Genomic DNA, 15345 nt, shown 5'->3' on the forward strand with positions numbered 1-15345 from the left:
ATTTGCAAGACAAGGCGCGGTCACTGGTTTGCTTCGAACCGAAAACTGGACAATGCTTGATCGCATGGAGATCGGCAATCCCATGCGCAATGAACTTCTATCGCCGGCCGAAATGGCCGAGGCCGACAGGCTGACAATAGCGGCCGGACCGCTCGACGGCTATCGCTTGATGCTACGCGCGGGCGAGGCGGTCGCGGCCGTCGTGCTGGCGCGCTATCCTGGCTCGAAGAAGGTGCACGTGCTGTGCGGCCCGGGCAACAATGGCGGCGACGGCTACGTCGTGGCGCGGCTGCTGGCCGCGGCCGGCGTCGATGTGGCTCTGTGGGCGTCGGGCGAACCGAAGGCAGGCAGCGACGCCGCGCTCGCGGCGGCTGATTGCGCTCTGGAGCGGCACCCGCTTTCAGCTTTCACCGCGGAAGCTGGATCGCTGGTTGTCGACGCCATCTATGGTGCGGGCCTGTCGAAACCTCTCGCCGGCGACGCCAGAGGCGCGGTCGACACCGCGACGGGCATGAACCTGCCGGTTGTCGCGATCGACCTGCCTTCGGGCGTTTCAGGCGAAAGCGGCGAAATCCTCGGTTCGGCATTTTGCGCGGCTCTCACGGTGACCTTCGCACGAAAGAAGCCTGGGCATCTGCTGCTGCCTGGCCGCGAGCGATGCGGCGAGATCGTGTTGGCCGACATCGGCATTCATGACGAGATCATCAACGAGGTCGCGCCGCGGGCCTTTGAGAACCGCCCCGGGCTCTGGATCGCAAGCTTTCCCGCGCCCGCCCTCGACACGCACAAATACAAGCGCGGTCATGCCAGCGTCTTTTCGGGCGGACCATCGGCGACCGGCGCGGCGCGCCTGTCGGCGCTTGCGGCCGCCAGAAGCGGAGCAGGGGCCGTCACCGTGCTCTCGCCCGCCAACGCCATGCAGGTCAACGCTGCGCATCTGACCTCGATCATGCTGCGCAAGGTTGACGCGATCGAGGACGTGCATGATCTTATCGGCGATCGCCGGCCGTCCGCCTTCGTTCTCGGCCCCGGCTTCGGCATCGGTGACAAGGCGCGCGATTTCGCGCTCGCCGTGCTCGCCAAAAACCGGCAGGACGGCGGCGTTGAGGGCCTCGTGCTCGACGCCGACGGCATCACCTCTTTCCGCAATGCGGCCTCGACGCTGTTCGAGGCGGCCGCCAGACCGGACGCGCCGGCGTTGATCATGACGCCGCATGAGGGTGAGTTCGGCAGGTTGTTTGCCGACATTGCCGGCAACAAGGCCTTGTCGAAGCTGGCCAAGGCACGCGAAGCCGCGCAGCGCGCCAACGCCGTGATCGTCTACAAGGGCGCCGACAGCGTGGTCGCCTCGCCGGAGGGCCGCGCCGCGATCAATAGCAATGGCGCGCCATGGCTCGCCACCGCCGGGTCGGGCGACGTGCTGGCGGGCATCATTGCCGGGCTCCTGGCGCAAGGCATGCCGGCCTTCGAAGCGGCTTGCGCCGCGGTCTGGATCCATGCCGAAGCCGGCAGCCGCTTTGGGCCGGGTTTGATTGCGGAAGACCTGCCTTTGGCCATGGTGCCGGTTCTTCGCGAACTGGCGCAGAGCGCTGTCCTATGAAGCGGCTGGGGCTGCTTGTTGCCGTCCTGGCCGCTTTTATTGCCCAGCCGGCGCGCGCCACCGATCATCCGGTTGCCATCATCGACGACCCACGCGTGCTCGCCGCACTAGATGCCGGCGGATATGGCTTCGCCGACCTCTTCGGCGTCGACGGCAGCGACGATCTGAAATCCCTCTATGATGAGGCACCAGCCTATCACGCCATCGTCGACACAGTGGCCGGCGATGTCGCCGCGTTGCGCACCGGGATGAAGGCCGGCGGCCGCTCTCTCTACGAAGTGACCGACGGCAATGTCGGCCGCATCATCGACATGCGCTGGCTGAAGACGAATGCGGCGCGCTTCCGCCTTGTCGGCGTCGTCAACCGGCTCGACCGACGCGATTTCGCAACGCTTGGCAACGAGACGAGCTGCGGCGAGGTGCGGTTCATCTATCGCCTGGCCTACAGCTTCAGGAAGAACGGCAAGCAACTGGCCTCGCGCCTGCCGTTCAACTTCAGCGCCATATACCGCGTCGCTCAAGATGCCGACGGCGGCTGTGTGGGCGCTGCCGGCCGCTGGACGCCGCAGCTCGACGAAACGGTCGATGCCGGCTGGCTGACCGGCGGGCCCCTCGAAAAGGCCTCGCTGTCCTTCAAGCAACTCGAGCTCAACGCGCAGGTGGTGCGCTTTCCTTCCGGCCAGGAAACCGAGTTCGGCGGGCAGGCCGCCTACCTGATGCGCATCTTCAGCATCGATGGTTCGACGGTCGGCGAGAGGCCGCTGGAAAATACACCGGACACGGCCAGGCTTGCGCAGGATGCGGCATTGAAAGCGCGGCTTGCCGACTATGTCCGCGTCAATGCCGCTGCGGTCGATCTCGGCGTCTACGAAATCCCGGACGAATTCCTCGCCCGAAAAGTCGTCTCCTGGTCGACCTTCGGCAGCGCAAGGCAAGCCAATCATCCGTTCACGCCGCTGTTCGACCCAAAGGAGTTCGCCGGGCTCGACTATTCGAAGTTTACCTTGGCGCGCACGCCGGACGCTTTGATCGAGCGGCTCGACAACGGTGCCTGCCAGGGTTGCCATCAGGCGGGCTCGACCGCCGGCTTCCATTTCATCGGTCTCGACGACGCGACGACCTCGCCGCTCAACCGCATCGAAGTCGGCATCTCGCCGCATCTCCACGCCGATATCCCGCGCCGCGAAGCGTGGCTCAAGGCGACCGCCGAGGGCAGGGAGCCCAATCGTTTTCGTCCGCTCTCCTTCGCACCGCCCGCCGCCTGGAAGGATGCGGGCGAGCCCGCCTATGCGCCGGCCGAAACGGCAATGCCATGCCTGATGCCGGATGACGCAAGCCGCTTTGGCGGCACCTGGCAATGCGGCGCCGGCACGGTCTGCACGCCGATCGCCACCGCTTCGGGGGTGAGAACCAAACTGGCGCAATGCCTGCTGCCGAAAGACAGTCCCGCGATGTTTTCCGGCCATCCTTGCCTCACCGGCTCGATCGCCAGCAACGTGACGCAGCCGTTCAACGATCGCTACAAGATCACCGGCCAATTCGCCGCTTTTGCGCCGGCGATCTCGCGCACTGCCTATACCTGCCGGCCGCCGAAGATCGGCGTTCCGGGAGGCTTCGCGTATCGCGCCTGCGATGACAAGGATCGCGCCTTCTCCGCTTTCAAGCCCGGCAAGCCGATGCCGAGCGAGATCTGCGGCTTGGTCGGCGGCAAGAAGTTCGACACCTGCGTGGCCACCAACAATTTCGACCAGTGTCTCGGCGGCTCGGTCAACCGCGGCAACCGCCCAGCCTGCTCGGCTGACCATTTCTGCCGCGAGGATTATATGTGCCAGTCGCTGCCGCCGGACACACCGGGCGCCGCCAGGGTCAAGGGCATCGGCTTCTGCTCGCCGACCTATTTCATCTTCCAGATGCGCATCGACAATCACGCCACGCCTTGGGCGACCACGGCGCGCGCGAGCATGGGCGCGGGTTTCGGGGCGGCAGCCGAGGAATAGGTCAGGTGAATTGCGGCGCGTTTTTTCGGATCGCCGCCGCAAGCGCCTCGCGAACCCTGTCCTCGGATACCGCGCACGTGTTCTCCACCCAGCCTGGCGTCGAAATCGGCGGCTCGAGAAAAATCACCTGTTCGTTCACCGGACCGTGCATATAGGCTCGGTTCAAACCGTATATGAGCACACAAGGGCCGCCCAGCGCCCCAGCAGCGTGGGAGATGCCGCCATCGACTCCGAGAAAAATGGTCGAGGCCGCGATCTGGCACATGGCTTCTGCAATATCGGGCGTCGAGGTAAAATCCAGCGCCTCGGGCAAACAAGCCCTGATTTCCGCCGCAGCCTGCCGCTCGCGCGGCCCGCCGATCAGCCAAACCGACCAGCCGCGGGCAACATGGTCGCGCGCGATCGAGACGAAGCGCTCCATCGGCCATGAGCGCTTGTTGGCAAAGTCCGACGTGTAGAGGGCAATCGCCGGCTTCGCCGGGTCGATCCCGTTGCGCCGACGCCAACCGGCAAGCTCTTCGGCGGAAACAACCAGCTGCGGAGCCGGCAATGGTCCGTCCTCGGCTGGCCTTTTGCCGAGACGCGCGATTGCGCAAACCTGGTCTGCCACCCGCGTCTTGCGCGGGCCGAATGCAAGCATCGATTTCAGCCAACCGGCGGGCAGTCGATTGATGATGCCGAACTGGAACTCGCGCGGATAGCCGATGCGCTCCGGTATTCCGGCCAGCCATGGCACCAGGCAAGCCTTGGTGCTGCTGGTGAGCATATAGGCCGCCTGGTAATTCTCCCGGCGGATTTCGCGTGCCAGACCAGCCCGCTCTTTCAGCCTTGGCTTCCAGTGCTTCTCGGCTATCCAGGCCTTGCGAACATGCGGCATCAGCCGCGCCAGCGGCGCGGCGACCCTTGAAGTGATGATGTCGATCGGCTGCCCCGAGAATCTCTCGGCGATGATCCGGATGGCCGAGTGGCAGCGGATGAAATCACCGATCGCCGGCAGGCAGAAGATCAGGATGGGGCGCAATGCGCGATACTCTTTCGGTCCGGAACGGTCAGCGCTGCTAAGAAACACCTGCGTGATGTCTCATGGAAGCGCTTCGCCATCAAGAATACGGTGGTAGAGCTCGATATAGGCTTTTGCGGCCTTTTGGATCGGGAACCGGTCTGCCGCGGATTCGCGGCATCTTTGCGCCGACAAACCGTCGATTTCACCGAAACCGCGCGCGAACTCCTCATCCGTGTCGAAGAAACGGCCGGTATTGGCATCGACGGTTTCGGGCAGCGCGCCGCGTGCCGTGGTCAAGACCGGCGTGCCGCACAGCATGGATTCGACCGGCGCGTTGCCGAAAGGCTCCTCCCAGGAAATCGGATTCAGAAAGGCCTTGGTCTCGCCCAGCAATCGCACCTTCGGTTCGCCGTCGACCATGCCGTGATAGCGGAAGCGCGGCGACAGGCTCTTGAAGAACACGCCCTCGCGTCGCGTCTTGCTGCGGCCAAGCAGCTTCCAGCGCGAGCCGCCGGCGATATCGAGCTTGAAATCATACTTTTTCGCGAGGTCCACCGCCCGATTGAGGCCCTTTCCGGCCCGCGCGATGGCCGCCATGAAGAACAAATGATCGTTCTTCAACCGCGCCGGCCGATAGGCGTCCACCGGAAAGCCATTGTAGACGAAGGTCTTGCGGCCGTGCAGCTCGGCATGGCGGGCGCTGATGAAGCTCCAGTTCGGCTGCGGCCTGGGGTAATCCGGCAGATGGCCGCGCTCGGTATTGAGCGTCGGAAAAGGAACTTCGACCTTCCAGGCATGGAGATGGACAATATCAGTGTCCTTGGGAACAGCCGCGCGGCATTCGTCATTGGTCACCGCGTGGCGGACCTCGCACATCGGATGCGACGATCCCGGGCCGGCGATCAATGTCACCTGATGCCCCATCTTGACCATTTCCGTAGTCAGCCATTCGACCTGCCGCTGGATGCCGCCATAGCCTTTGCACGGAATAAGGCCCTGGGCCGCAAGTGTTATTCGCATTTCGTATCCGCGCTCATGTTAGCGGTTGTCCTTTCGGCTGGCGGGAGGTCTTTCACAAAGGAATGTTGTCGTGCTTCTTCCAGGGGTTCTGCATATCCTTGTTGCGCAGCATGCGCAGCGCCCGCGCGATGCGACGCCGGGTCGAGTGTGGCATGATCACCTCGTCGACGTAGCCGCGTTCGGCGGCGACGAAAGGCGACAGGAAGCGGTCCTCGTAAGTCTTTGTATGAGCGGCGATTTTCTCCGGATCGCCGATGTCCTTGCGATAGATGATCTCGACCGCGCCCCTGGCGCCCATCACCGCGATCTGCGCCGTCGGCCAGGCATAATTCATGTCGCCGCGCAGATGCTTCGAGGCCATCACGTCATAGGCGCCGCCATAAGCCTTGCGGGTAATGACGGTGATCTTCGGCACGGTCGCCTCGGCATAGGCGAAGAGCAGTTTAGCGCCATGCTTGATTAGCCCGCCATATTCCTGCGCGGTGCCCGGCAGGAAGCCTGGCACGTCGACGAAGGTGACGATGGGAATTGAAAAACAATCGCAGAAGCGCACGAAGCGCGCGGCCTTGCGGCTGGCGTCGGAATCGAGCACGCCGGCCAGCACCATCGGCTGGTTGGCGACGAAACCGACCGTGCGGCCCTCGACGCGGCCGAAGCCGGTGACGATGTTCTTGGCGAAACTCTGCTGGATCTCGAAGAAATCGCCTTCGTCCGCGACCTTCAGGATCAGTTCCTTGATGTCGTAGGGCTTGTTGGCATTGTCGGGGATGAGCCGGTCGAGCGACAGGTCGTGGTCCGTCACCGACTGGTAGCACTCGATCTCGGGAATCTCGGCTGTGTTCGACGCCGGCAGAAGATCGACCAGCCGGCGCATCTGCAGCAGCGCCTCGACGTCATTGTCATAGGCGCCATCGGCGATGGAGGATTTGGTGGTGTGCACGCTTGCGCCGCCGAGGCTTTCCGCGGTCACCGTCTCGTTGGTCACGGTCTTCACCACGTCCGGTCCGGTGACGAACATGTAGGAAGTATCGCGCACCATGAAGATGAAATCGGTCATGGCGGGCGAGTAGACGTCGCCGCCGGCGCAGGGACCCATGATCAACGAAATCTGCGGAATGACGCCGGATGCCAGCACATTGCGCTGGAATATCTCGGCATAGCCGCCAAGCGCCGCCACGCCTTCCTGGATGCGTGCGCCGCCGGCATCGTAGAGGCCGATGATCGGCGCGCGATTGCGCAGCGCCATCTCCTGGACCTTGATGACCTTTTCGGCATGCGCTTCCGACAGCGAGCCGCCGAACACGGTGAAATCCTTGGCGAAGATATAGACCGGGCGCCCATTGACGGTGCCCCAGCCGGTGACGACGCCATCGCCGGCGATCTTGGTCTTCTCCATGCCGAAATCGGTCGAACGATGCTCGACATACATGTCGAACTCTTCGAACGAGCCCTCGTCGAGGAATATCTCGATACGCTCGCGCGCAGTGAGCTTGCCCTTCTTGTGCTGCGCCTCGATGCGGTCCTTGCCGCCGCCCATGCGGGCAATCTCGCGGCGACGCTCGAGTTCCTTCAGCACGTCTTTCATTGCTAGTCCTCAAAACCAATAGATAATTTGTGGTAATCGCGCCGGCAGGGGAGCGCAAGAACCTCTGTTTTGCTGCACCGCAACATGACGCCCTTGCATTTCGGGACAAACTCAGCCATATGCAGCGGCATAGGCGCTTGGGCCGGGAATCATCCGGCCTTCTCGACGAATGAGACTGGTTGCGTCTGTTTTCCCTCTTTCCGGCAAATCGGCCCTGGTCGATCGGCAAGCTGGCGAAAAAGCCCCGAGGCATGATGCCTGCGGGCACGACAGCGCAGCCGCGCGGACGATTGTTCCGCCGCCTTGTCGTTCCATGACAATTTATCCGACGGCAGGTTGCGCCCTGCCGCCATTGATGTTTGCGGCCACAAGGCCGCATGAAAGAAGATTATTTTGACCAACGAAAACACAGCGGAACTGAACGGTTTCGCAGCACTTGGGATTTCCGGCGCGCTGCTCAAGGCGACCCATGCCGCCGGCTTCACCGATCCGAAGCCGATCCAGATGCAGGCGATCCCGCCGCAGCTCGAGGGGCGCGATATTTTCGGTATCGCCCAGACCGGCTCGGGCAAGACGGCGGCCTTTGCGCTGCCGATTCTCTCGAAGATCATCGGCCTTGGCACCAAGCGCCGGCCGAAGACGACGCGGGCGCTCATCCTGGCGCCGACGCGAGAGCTAGCCGTGCAGATCGAGGACACCATCAAGATCCTCGCTAAAGGCGCGCATGTCTCGACCGCGCTGGTGCTGGGCGGCGTCTCGCGTTTCAGCCAGGTGAAGAAGGTTGCGCCCGGCGTCGACATTCTGATCGCCACGCCCGGCCGCCTGACCGACCTGGTGCGCGAGGGCGACCTCATCCTTGCCGACACCAAATGGCTAGTGCTCGACGAGGGCGACCGCATGCTCGACATGGGCTTCATCAACGACGTCAAGCGTATCGCCAAGGCGACTGCGCCGGACCGCCAGACCGCACTGTTCTCGGCCACCATGCCCGATGAAATCGCGGAGCTTGCCAAGGGCTTGCTGAAGAACCCCGTCCGTATCGAAGTCTCGCCGCAAAGCACCGCCGCGGTCGAGATCGTGCAGAGCTTGGTGCTCGCCCGCACCAAGCAGAAGCGCCAGGTGCTGTCAAAGATGCTGGCCGACGAGGCGATGCGTTCGGTGATCGTGTTCTCGCGCACCAAGCATGGTGCCGACCGCGTCACCAAGGACCTTGCCCGTGACGGTTTCGAGGCGGCCGTGATCCACGGCAACAAGTCGCAGAACGCGCGCCAGAAGGCGCTCAACGATTTCCGCGACGGCTCGGTTCGCATCCTGGTCGCGACCGATATCGCGGCGCGCGGCATCGACGTGCCCGGCATCAGCCATGTCGTGAATTTCGACTTGCCCGACGAGGCGGAGAGCTATGTCCATCGTATCGGCCGCACCGGCCGCAACGGCAGGGACGGTATTGCGATCACGCTGTGCGATCCTTCGGAAAACGCCAAGCTGCGGCAGGTCGAGCGCATCATCCGCATGAAGCTGCCGGTCGTCGCCGACCATCTCGGCAGCCCGGATCCGCAGCGCGACCCCAGGGAAAAGACCGAGCGTCATTTCGAACCGGCCAATGACCGCGAGCATCACGGCGCCCGTCGCGATGGCCGCCGCCCGGGCAACGGTGGCGACAACAAGCGTTTCGGCGGCAAGCCTCACGGCGAGCGCGCTCCGAAGCCGCAGGGCGAACGCCCGGCAGCGGCCAAGCCGAATGGCTCGAGCAAGCCCGACGGCTTCAAGCGTTTCAAGGGTAACAACAAGCGCCGCTTTGGCGGCAAGCGTCCGGCGAACCGGGCCGCCTGAGCCTAGAGCCGGATGATTTCAGGTCGAGTCGAGCTGAAATCTGAATCCGGCTCTAAATCAAAGACATAGAGCATGATGTCGTCCGAAAACCGCTCCACACTTTTCGGCATCATGCTCTAGCAGAACCACGCGAACAGGAACGGCCGGAGCGATGCTTCGGCCGTTTTCCATTTCACTGACCCGACTGCTGTTGCATCAGCGCCTTCACCCACACCACGATACGCTGGGTGAGGAAGGCTGTGGTCTGCGGCGACAGCACATCGCCGGCGATGACGTGATTGTCCGGATCGCCGGTGTCGTCGACCGGCACCAGCTCATGCGGCGCACCCCAGCGCCCAGCTATCTCGCGCGTCCGGTCGGGCCGCACCACCTTGTCGGAATCCGAGAAGATGAACAGGGCAGGGATTTTCGCCTTCTCGACCGGCGCCTCATAGGCGAGATTGGTGAGCGCCGCCATCGGCAGCACCGACCTCATGGGATATTTGGTGGTCCAGAATTTCTCGTGCAGCGCGTTGCGGGCAGGGAAACTGCGCTGCTTGCCACCGACAAGCTCGGCGATCTGCCGGCCCCAGGGCAGTGTGAGAACCTCGGCGCCGGAGGCCTTGACGCCGAAATTCGGCGATATGAATGCGATAGCAGCGACACCGTCCGATGCATCCGGCCGGGTTGCAGCCCATGCTGCGAGCGAGCCGCCGGTCGAGGTCCCGATGACGATCACCTTGTCACCGATGGCACGGCCGATGGCCAAAGCTTCCTCATAGTCGTTGATCCAGGCATTGACGCTGCCTTGCGCCATGGCCCCGCCGTCCTGGCCGTGGCCGGTCAGGCGCGTGTAGAAGAGGTTGGCCTCCAATTCATTCGCAATGTCGTCCGGCAAGGGGCGGACCTCGCCCTTCGAGGCGGAAAAGCCATGGATATAGACGATGGCCAAGGGCGTCTTGGCATGGACCATCGGGTTCGCCCAGATGATCTCCTTGTCGAGGCCGTCGCGGATGTTGGGTACGGCAGCCTCTTCGCGCGCCAGATAGGCCTGCGGATCGTCGCCGATCGCCGACGGATTGAACCGGATTGTGGTGTCGACCGGCACGCGTGGACCGAGGAAGAAAACGGCTATCAGGACGACTGCAAGGCCAAGCACCGTCAGCACGATCCGCCGCCCCATTACAGTCTCCAAGCAATGATTCTCAACCTATGGCCGTACCCGCCGGCAGGCAATCGCCGTTTCGCCGGTTTATGCCGCCTTGTCGCGGGATGGGTTCTTGTCGCCAGGCAGCCTGCGATCGAAATGCAATGGCCGTCCCCACCAGTGGGTGGTGAGCCCGATGACGAAGCGGCCGATCGGCCGCGGCAACAGGCCGAGCACCTTCAACGGCAAGCTTATGTGGTACGGGAAGGTGACTTCGAAGCCGCCCTTCCGGATGCCGCGAGCCATGCGGCGCGACGCGCGATGCACAGGCATGAGGCCCGGCATCGGCAGCCTGTTCTTTTCCGTCAGCGGCGTGTCGACGAAGCCCGGGTTGATGACCTGGATGCGGATATTCATCTTGTCGAAATCGTATTTCAGCGACTCCGCCAGGATGTTGATCGCGGCCTTGGTGCCGCCATAGGCCGCCGTGGTCGGCCAGCCCGAATAAGCGGTGACCGATCCCACCAGAACGATATGGCCGCGTCCGCGCACGCGCATATGCTCGACGACAGGCACCACGCCGTTGACGATGCCGAAATAGTTCACGGCGAAGGAGCGGTGGAAATCGCGCACAACCAGATTCTCGCCGGGGGTGGCGATGTAGTTGCCGGCGTTGAAGACGGCAAGCACGATGGGGCCCATCTGCTCCTCGATTGCGGCGGCCGTACGCGCCATGCCCTGCTCGTCGGTGACGTCGCAGGGAAAGGATTTCACATGTCCGGACATTTGCGCCGTTTCGACGACCAGCGTGTCGGCCGGATCTTCGGGCAGAGAGGTCACCGCGACGGCATAGCCTTGATTGGCAAGATCCTTGGCCAAAGCGCGGCCAAGTCCGCTGCTGCCGCCCGTGATCCAGGCGACACCATCCTTCGGATTGGCCCGGTAGAGTGTCATGCGATGTCCTGCGAATGTTCGGGCTTGCTGTAGCGGCGAAGAAATCGAATGAAAAGAGCGCTTTTGCGCTTGGCGTTGAAATGATCGCAAGCATTGCAGCGTCCAGAATGCGACTGGACCAGACAAAATCTTACCTTGAAACCGGGGCGTCCGGTTTTTAGGGTCTCGCCGCACACATAAAGGAATCCCGCATGCCCCGTTCTGTGATCGAAGCGATCGGCAACACGCCCCTGATCCGGCTCAACAAGGTTTCGGAAGCGACCGGCTGTGAGATCCTCGGCAAGGCCGAGTTCATGAATCCGGGGCAGTCGGTGAAGGATCGGGCCGGCCTGTTCATCATCCGCGATGCCGAGCAGCGCGGCCTGCTCAAGCCCGGGGGGCTGATCGTCGAAGGTACTGCCGGCAACACCGGCATCGGGTTGACGTTGGTCGCCAAGGCGCTTGGCTACCGAACCGTCATCGTCATCCCCGACACGCAGAGCCAGGAAAAGAAGGACACGATCAAGATCCTGGGCGCGGAGCTGATCGAAGTGCCGGCGGTGCCCTACAAAAACGCCAACAATTACATAAAACTGTCCGGCCGCCTTGCCGAGCAACTGGCGCGCTCGGAGCCGAACGGCGCGATCTGGGCCAACCAGTTCGACAATGTCGCCAACCGCGACGGCCATGTCCGTACGACTGCCCAGGAGATATGGGCCCAGACCGGCGGCAAGATCGATGGCTTCGTCTCGGCCGTCGGCTCCGGCGGCACGCTTGCGGGTGTCGCGCTCGGGCTCAAGGCCAAGAGCAAGGACGTCAAGATCGCGCTCGCCGACCCGCTGGGTGCCGCCCTCTACAGTTTCTACACCAGCGGCGAGCTGAAATCCGATGGCAGCTCGATCACCGAAGGTATCGGCCAGGGCCGCATCACCGCCAATCTGGAAGACTTCACGCCGGATTTCTCCTACCAGATCCCGGACGAGGAAGCTTTGCCGATTATCTTCGACCTGATCCAGGAAGAGGGGCTCTGCGTCGGCGGCTCGACCGGCATCAACATCGCCGGTGCCGTCCGGCTGGCGCGCGAGCTCGGACCCGGCCACACCATCGTGACGATCCTGGCCGACTACGGCACGCGCTACCAGGCCAAGCTCTTCAATCCGGAGTTCCTGCGCGGCAAGAATCTTCCGGTGCCGGGCTGGATGGAAGAAAAAGCCGATATTTCAGTGCCGTTCGAAAAGGTGGCATGATGGCATACAAAACCGAGGCGCAGTTTCGCGACGACGCCTATCAGAAGACGGCGGAGGCCGAGGTCGTCGCGATCAACGATCGTGGCGGCATCCTTCTCGATCGGACAGTCTTTTATGCAACGTCCGGTGGGCAGCCGGGCGACACCGGGATATTTGAACGCGCCGATGGCGGCCGCATCGCGATCGCCGCCACCATCACCGGCGAGACTAAGGACGAGATCGTCCATGTGCCGGCGCCGGAGCAGGCGCTGCCAGCGGTCGGCGAAAAGCTGAAACTCCTGATCGACTGGGAGCGGCGGCATCTCCTGATGCGCATGCACTCCGCCTGTCACCTGCTGACTGTCGTTTGCCCTTTCCCAATCACCGGGGCAGCGGTCGCAGAGGACGACAGCCGCGTCGACTTCGACATTCCCGACGCCGGCTTCACCAAGGAGGATGTGACGGCGAGGCTGATGGAGCTGGTGCGCGCCGATCATCCGATCTTTACCCGGCTGATCACCGACGAGGAACTCGCCGCCAATCCCGGCCTGGTCAAATCGAAGAACGTCCGCCCACCGGTCGGCACCGGCAAGATCCGCCTGGTCTGCATCGGCGAGGACGGCTCGATCGACAGCCAGCCATGCGGCGGAACGCATGTGAGGTCGACCGGCGAGGTTGGCGAGATTCATATCGGCAAAATCGAGAAGAAAGGCCGCGAGAACCGGCGCTTCCGCATCCGATTCGGACCGATGCCGGCGAACTGACGTTAAAGCTGGGCGGGGCAGGAGAATAAAATGGCGCAGGACAGTCCCTTCATCTTCGACGCCGATTGGCTGGAAAAGCGACTTGGCGAGCCGGGTCTCACCATCATCGACGCCTCCTGGTACCTGCCGGCGCAAAAGCGCGACGCCCGCGCCGAATACGATGCCGCCCACATTCCCGGAGCGCGCTTCCTCGACCAGGATGCGGTGTCCGATCCGGATTCGAAACTGCCACACACATTGGCATCGCCGCAGCACTTCGCCCAATATGTTGGCGCCATGGGCGTTTCGGCTGACGACACCATCGTCGTCTATGACGGGCCCGGCCTGTTCTCGGCGCCCCGCGCCTGGTGGATGTTCCGTGTCATGGGCGTCTTCCAGGTCTACATCCTGAACGGCGGCATCGATCGCTGGAAGGCCGAGGGGCGACCCGTGACGGCCGAGCCGACAAAGATCGCGCCGAGCGTCTTTTATGCCGATTTCGATGCCGGCCGGGTTGTCGGCCTCGACGAGATGCGCAGGATCGTCGGCAGCCAAGAGAGCCAGATCGCCGACGCGCGCTCGGCCGGCCGCTTTGCCGGGACCGATCCGGAGCCGCGTCCGGGCATCCGTTCGGGCCATATGCCGGGTGCGCACAACGTTCCTGTCACGGCGCTTGCCGAGAATGGCGAATTACTGCCGAAGGATCGCCTGCGCAAGGTCATCGAGGATGCCGGCATCGACCTCTCGAAGCCCGTTGTCACGTCCTGCGGCTCGGGCATCACGGCGGCGGCGATCACGCTGGCGCTCGAGACGCTCGGCCATACCGACAACCGGCTTTACGATGGATCCTGGACTGAGTGGGGCGGTCTCAGCGACACACCAGTGGTGACGGGGAAAGAATGATGGAACACGGCGCGCTGCAGGATATCGAAGTCACGGTCACATTCCTGGAGATGCACGCGGCTCCGGCGGTTTCGCCGCCGATCCCCTACAATCGCCAGATCGCGCTGCTGAAGACGAAAGATATCCCGCTTCATTTTTACCGCTATCTGATGGATCGCGTCGGTCGCAAATGGCATTGGGTCAACGTGCTGAGGCTGAGCGACGAGGAGCTTGCCGCCGGCTTGCACCGCGAGGACCGCGACATCCGCGTGCTCTATCTCGACGGCGCTCCCGCCGGCTTCTTCGACCTTAAGCCGCATCTTCCGGACGAAGTGGAGCTCGCCTATTTCGGCATGATGGAGCATGCGCATGGCCAGGGCATCGGCCGCTGGTTCCTTGGCGCCGCGATCTCGGCGGCCTGGGCGCACGGGCCAAGGCGCGTCACTGTGCAGACCTGCACGCTCGATCATCCGGCAGCTCTTCCGCTTTATCAGAAGCTGGGCTTCACGCCCGTGGCGCAGAAGAGGGAGGTCGTGCATCCGCTGACCTTCGCCGAGCGGTCGGCCAGCGTCATGCGAGACTAGAGCAATTCCAGGACTGGTGAGAACGGTTCCGCCAGTCAGGAATCGGGTGGGAGGCATTGTCGCCAAGGCATAATTTCCGAACATCGACACGGAGATTTCGCCATGAGCATCCAGTTCAAAGCCTTGCCGACCGAAGCCGTGCGCGCTCTGCAGCGGGGAGGGCCCGATGCCTACGGCCGCACCCCGGAGCACCGCATCTCCGACGGTGACGGCGTGCCATGCAGGCATTGCCTCAGGAACGTCGCCGAGGGTGACGGCTATCTGATCGTTGCCTACCGCCCGTTTCCAGAACTGCAGCCCTATGCCGAAACCGGCCCAATCTTCCTGCATGCGGAGGAATGCGAGCGCGCAGCCGAAGGGGACGCGCTGCCGGAGATGCTCGAAAGCAGCGACTATATCGTCAGGGGTTACGGCAGGGACGATCGCATCGTTTATGGCAGCGGCGCCGTCACGCCGACCAGCGAGATTGCCGCCCGCGCGCGGACGCTGTTTGGGCGCGACGACATCGCCTACATCCATGTCCGCTCGGCCCGCAACAATTGCTATCAATGCCGCATCGAGCGGGCATGACCAAAAAAGAAGCCCGCCGATGGTCGGGCGGGCCGTTGGAGGGTCTGACAGAAGCTGTCGGGCCAGTGCCGTCCGGGTCGGACTTGCCCGACCCGGCAAGCAGCTCAGACCGCCAGTAACGGTCCGTCTCTAGGCAGCTTTCTCGTCGAGCGAATGTGAAGCATTTCACACAAGACCGCATAATGGCGGAAGAACGAAAAGAAGCGCATTTGCAAGGCCGTCGTATTCTCGTCGTACTACTGC

The 15345-nt window shown here is 63.3% G+C and carries 13 protein-coding genes; 8 read left to right on the top strand and 5 right to left on the bottom strand.

The window, feature by feature from the left end; genetic code table 11:
- Window positions 1-82 precede the first annotated feature (82 nt).
- Complete coding sequence (locus LB523_RS27150) at window positions 83-1600, top strand: NAD(P)H-hydrate dehydratase (RefSeq protein WP_224608851.1); 1518 nt, start codon at window positions 83-85, stop codon at window positions 1598-1600.
- Entirely contained in the window at window positions 1597-3597 is a 2001-nt protein-coding gene (locus LB523_RS27155) for a hypothetical protein (protein ID WP_224608805.1), read from the top strand. The genes LB523_RS27150 and LB523_RS27155 overlap by 4 nt, the downstream gene beginning before the upstream one ends.
- Window position 3598: 1 nt before the next feature.
- On the opposite strand, the gene waaF is transcribed toward LB523_RS27155, so the two are convergent.
- From waaF to LB523_RS27170, 3 genes are read right to left on the bottom strand one after another with little or no spacing between them, the layout of a single operon-like run.
- The gene (waaF, locus tag LB523_RS27160; protein WP_224608808.1) at window positions 3599-4618 is read right to left on the bottom strand and encodes a lipopolysaccharide heptosyltransferase II; all 1020 of its coding nucleotides are present in this window, start codon (window positions 4616-4618) and stop codon (window positions 3599-3601) included.
- A gap of 60 nt (window positions 4619-4678) precedes the next feature.
- Window positions 4679-5620, bottom strand: a complete 942-nt coding sequence (locus LB523_RS27165) for a glycosyltransferase (RefSeq protein WP_224608811.1) — start codon at window positions 5618-5620, stop codon at window positions 4679-4681.
- 52 nt (window positions 5621-5672) lie between these two features.
- Window positions 5673-7205 carry an acyl-CoA carboxylase subunit beta gene (locus LB523_RS27170; RefSeq protein WP_224608814.1) on the bottom strand — a complete coding sequence of 511 codons (1533 nt, stop codon included), beginning with the start codon at window positions 7203-7205 and terminating at the stop codon, window positions 5673-5675.
- Between the two features lie 393 nt (window positions 7206-7598).
- Between LB523_RS27170 and LB523_RS27175 the strand changes: the two genes are divergently transcribed.
- On the top strand, window positions 7599-9038 hold the full coding sequence (locus LB523_RS27175) for a DEAD/DEAH box helicase (RefSeq protein ID WP_224608817.1): 1440 nt from the start codon (window positions 7599-7601) through the stop codon (window positions 9036-9038).
- Window positions 9039-9210: 172 nt separating this feature from the next.
- On the opposite strand, the gene LB523_RS27180 is transcribed toward LB523_RS27175, so the two are convergent.
- Both LB523_RS27180 and LB523_RS27185 read right to left on the bottom strand, forming a co-directional pair.
- Complete coding sequence (locus LB523_RS27180; RefSeq protein ID WP_224608819.1) at window positions 9211-10200, bottom strand: alpha/beta hydrolase; 990 nt, start codon at window positions 10198-10200, stop codon at window positions 9211-9213.
- 69 nt (window positions 10201-10269) lie between these two features.
- Window positions 10270-11118, bottom strand: coding sequence for an SDR family NAD(P)-dependent oxidoreductase (locus tag LB523_RS27185; RefSeq protein ID WP_140843434.1), 849 nt, complete (start codon window positions 11116-11118; stop codon window positions 10270-10272).
- Between the two features lie 191 nt (window positions 11119-11309).
- Here LB523_RS27185 and LB523_RS27190 point away from each other — a divergent pair, with 191 nt between their 5' ends.
- The 5 genes from LB523_RS27190 (at window position 11310) to LB523_RS27210 (ending at window position 15102) form a co-directional block, all read left to right on the top strand.
- Window positions 11310-12344: a cysteine synthase A gene (locus tag LB523_RS27190; RefSeq protein ID WP_224608822.1), complete on the top strand. Its 1035-nt coding sequence runs from the start codon at window positions 11310-11312 to the stop codon at window positions 12342-12344.
- Window positions 12344-13087, top strand: coding sequence for an alanyl-tRNA editing protein (locus LB523_RS27195; protein ID WP_224608854.1), 744 nt, complete (start codon window positions 12344-12346; stop codon window positions 13085-13087). Before LB523_RS27190 ends, LB523_RS27195 begins: the two co-directional genes overlap by 1 nt.
- 30 nt (window positions 13088-13117) lie before the next feature.
- Entirely contained in the window at window positions 13118-13969 is an 852-nt protein-coding gene (gene sseA / locus LB523_RS27200) for a 3-mercaptopyruvate sulfurtransferase (protein WP_224608825.1), read from the top strand.
- On the top strand, window positions 13969-14532 hold the full coding sequence (locus LB523_RS27205; protein ID WP_224608828.1) for a GNAT family N-acetyltransferase: 564 nt from the start codon (window positions 13969-13971) through the stop codon (window positions 14530-14532). Before sseA ends, LB523_RS27205 begins: the two co-directional genes overlap by 1 nt.
- A gap of 102 nt (window positions 14533-14634) precedes the next feature.
- Window positions 14635-15102, top strand: coding sequence for a DUF1203 domain-containing protein (locus tag LB523_RS27210; RefSeq protein ID WP_140843424.1), 468 nt, complete (start codon window positions 14635-14637; stop codon window positions 15100-15102).
- Window positions 15103-15345: the final 243 nt, after the last annotated feature.

It is taken from the genome of Mesorhizobium sp. ESP-6-4, from assembly GCF_020164735.1.
GTDB lineage: Bacteria > Pseudomonadota > Alphaproteobacteria > Rhizobiales > Rhizobiaceae > Mesorhizobium.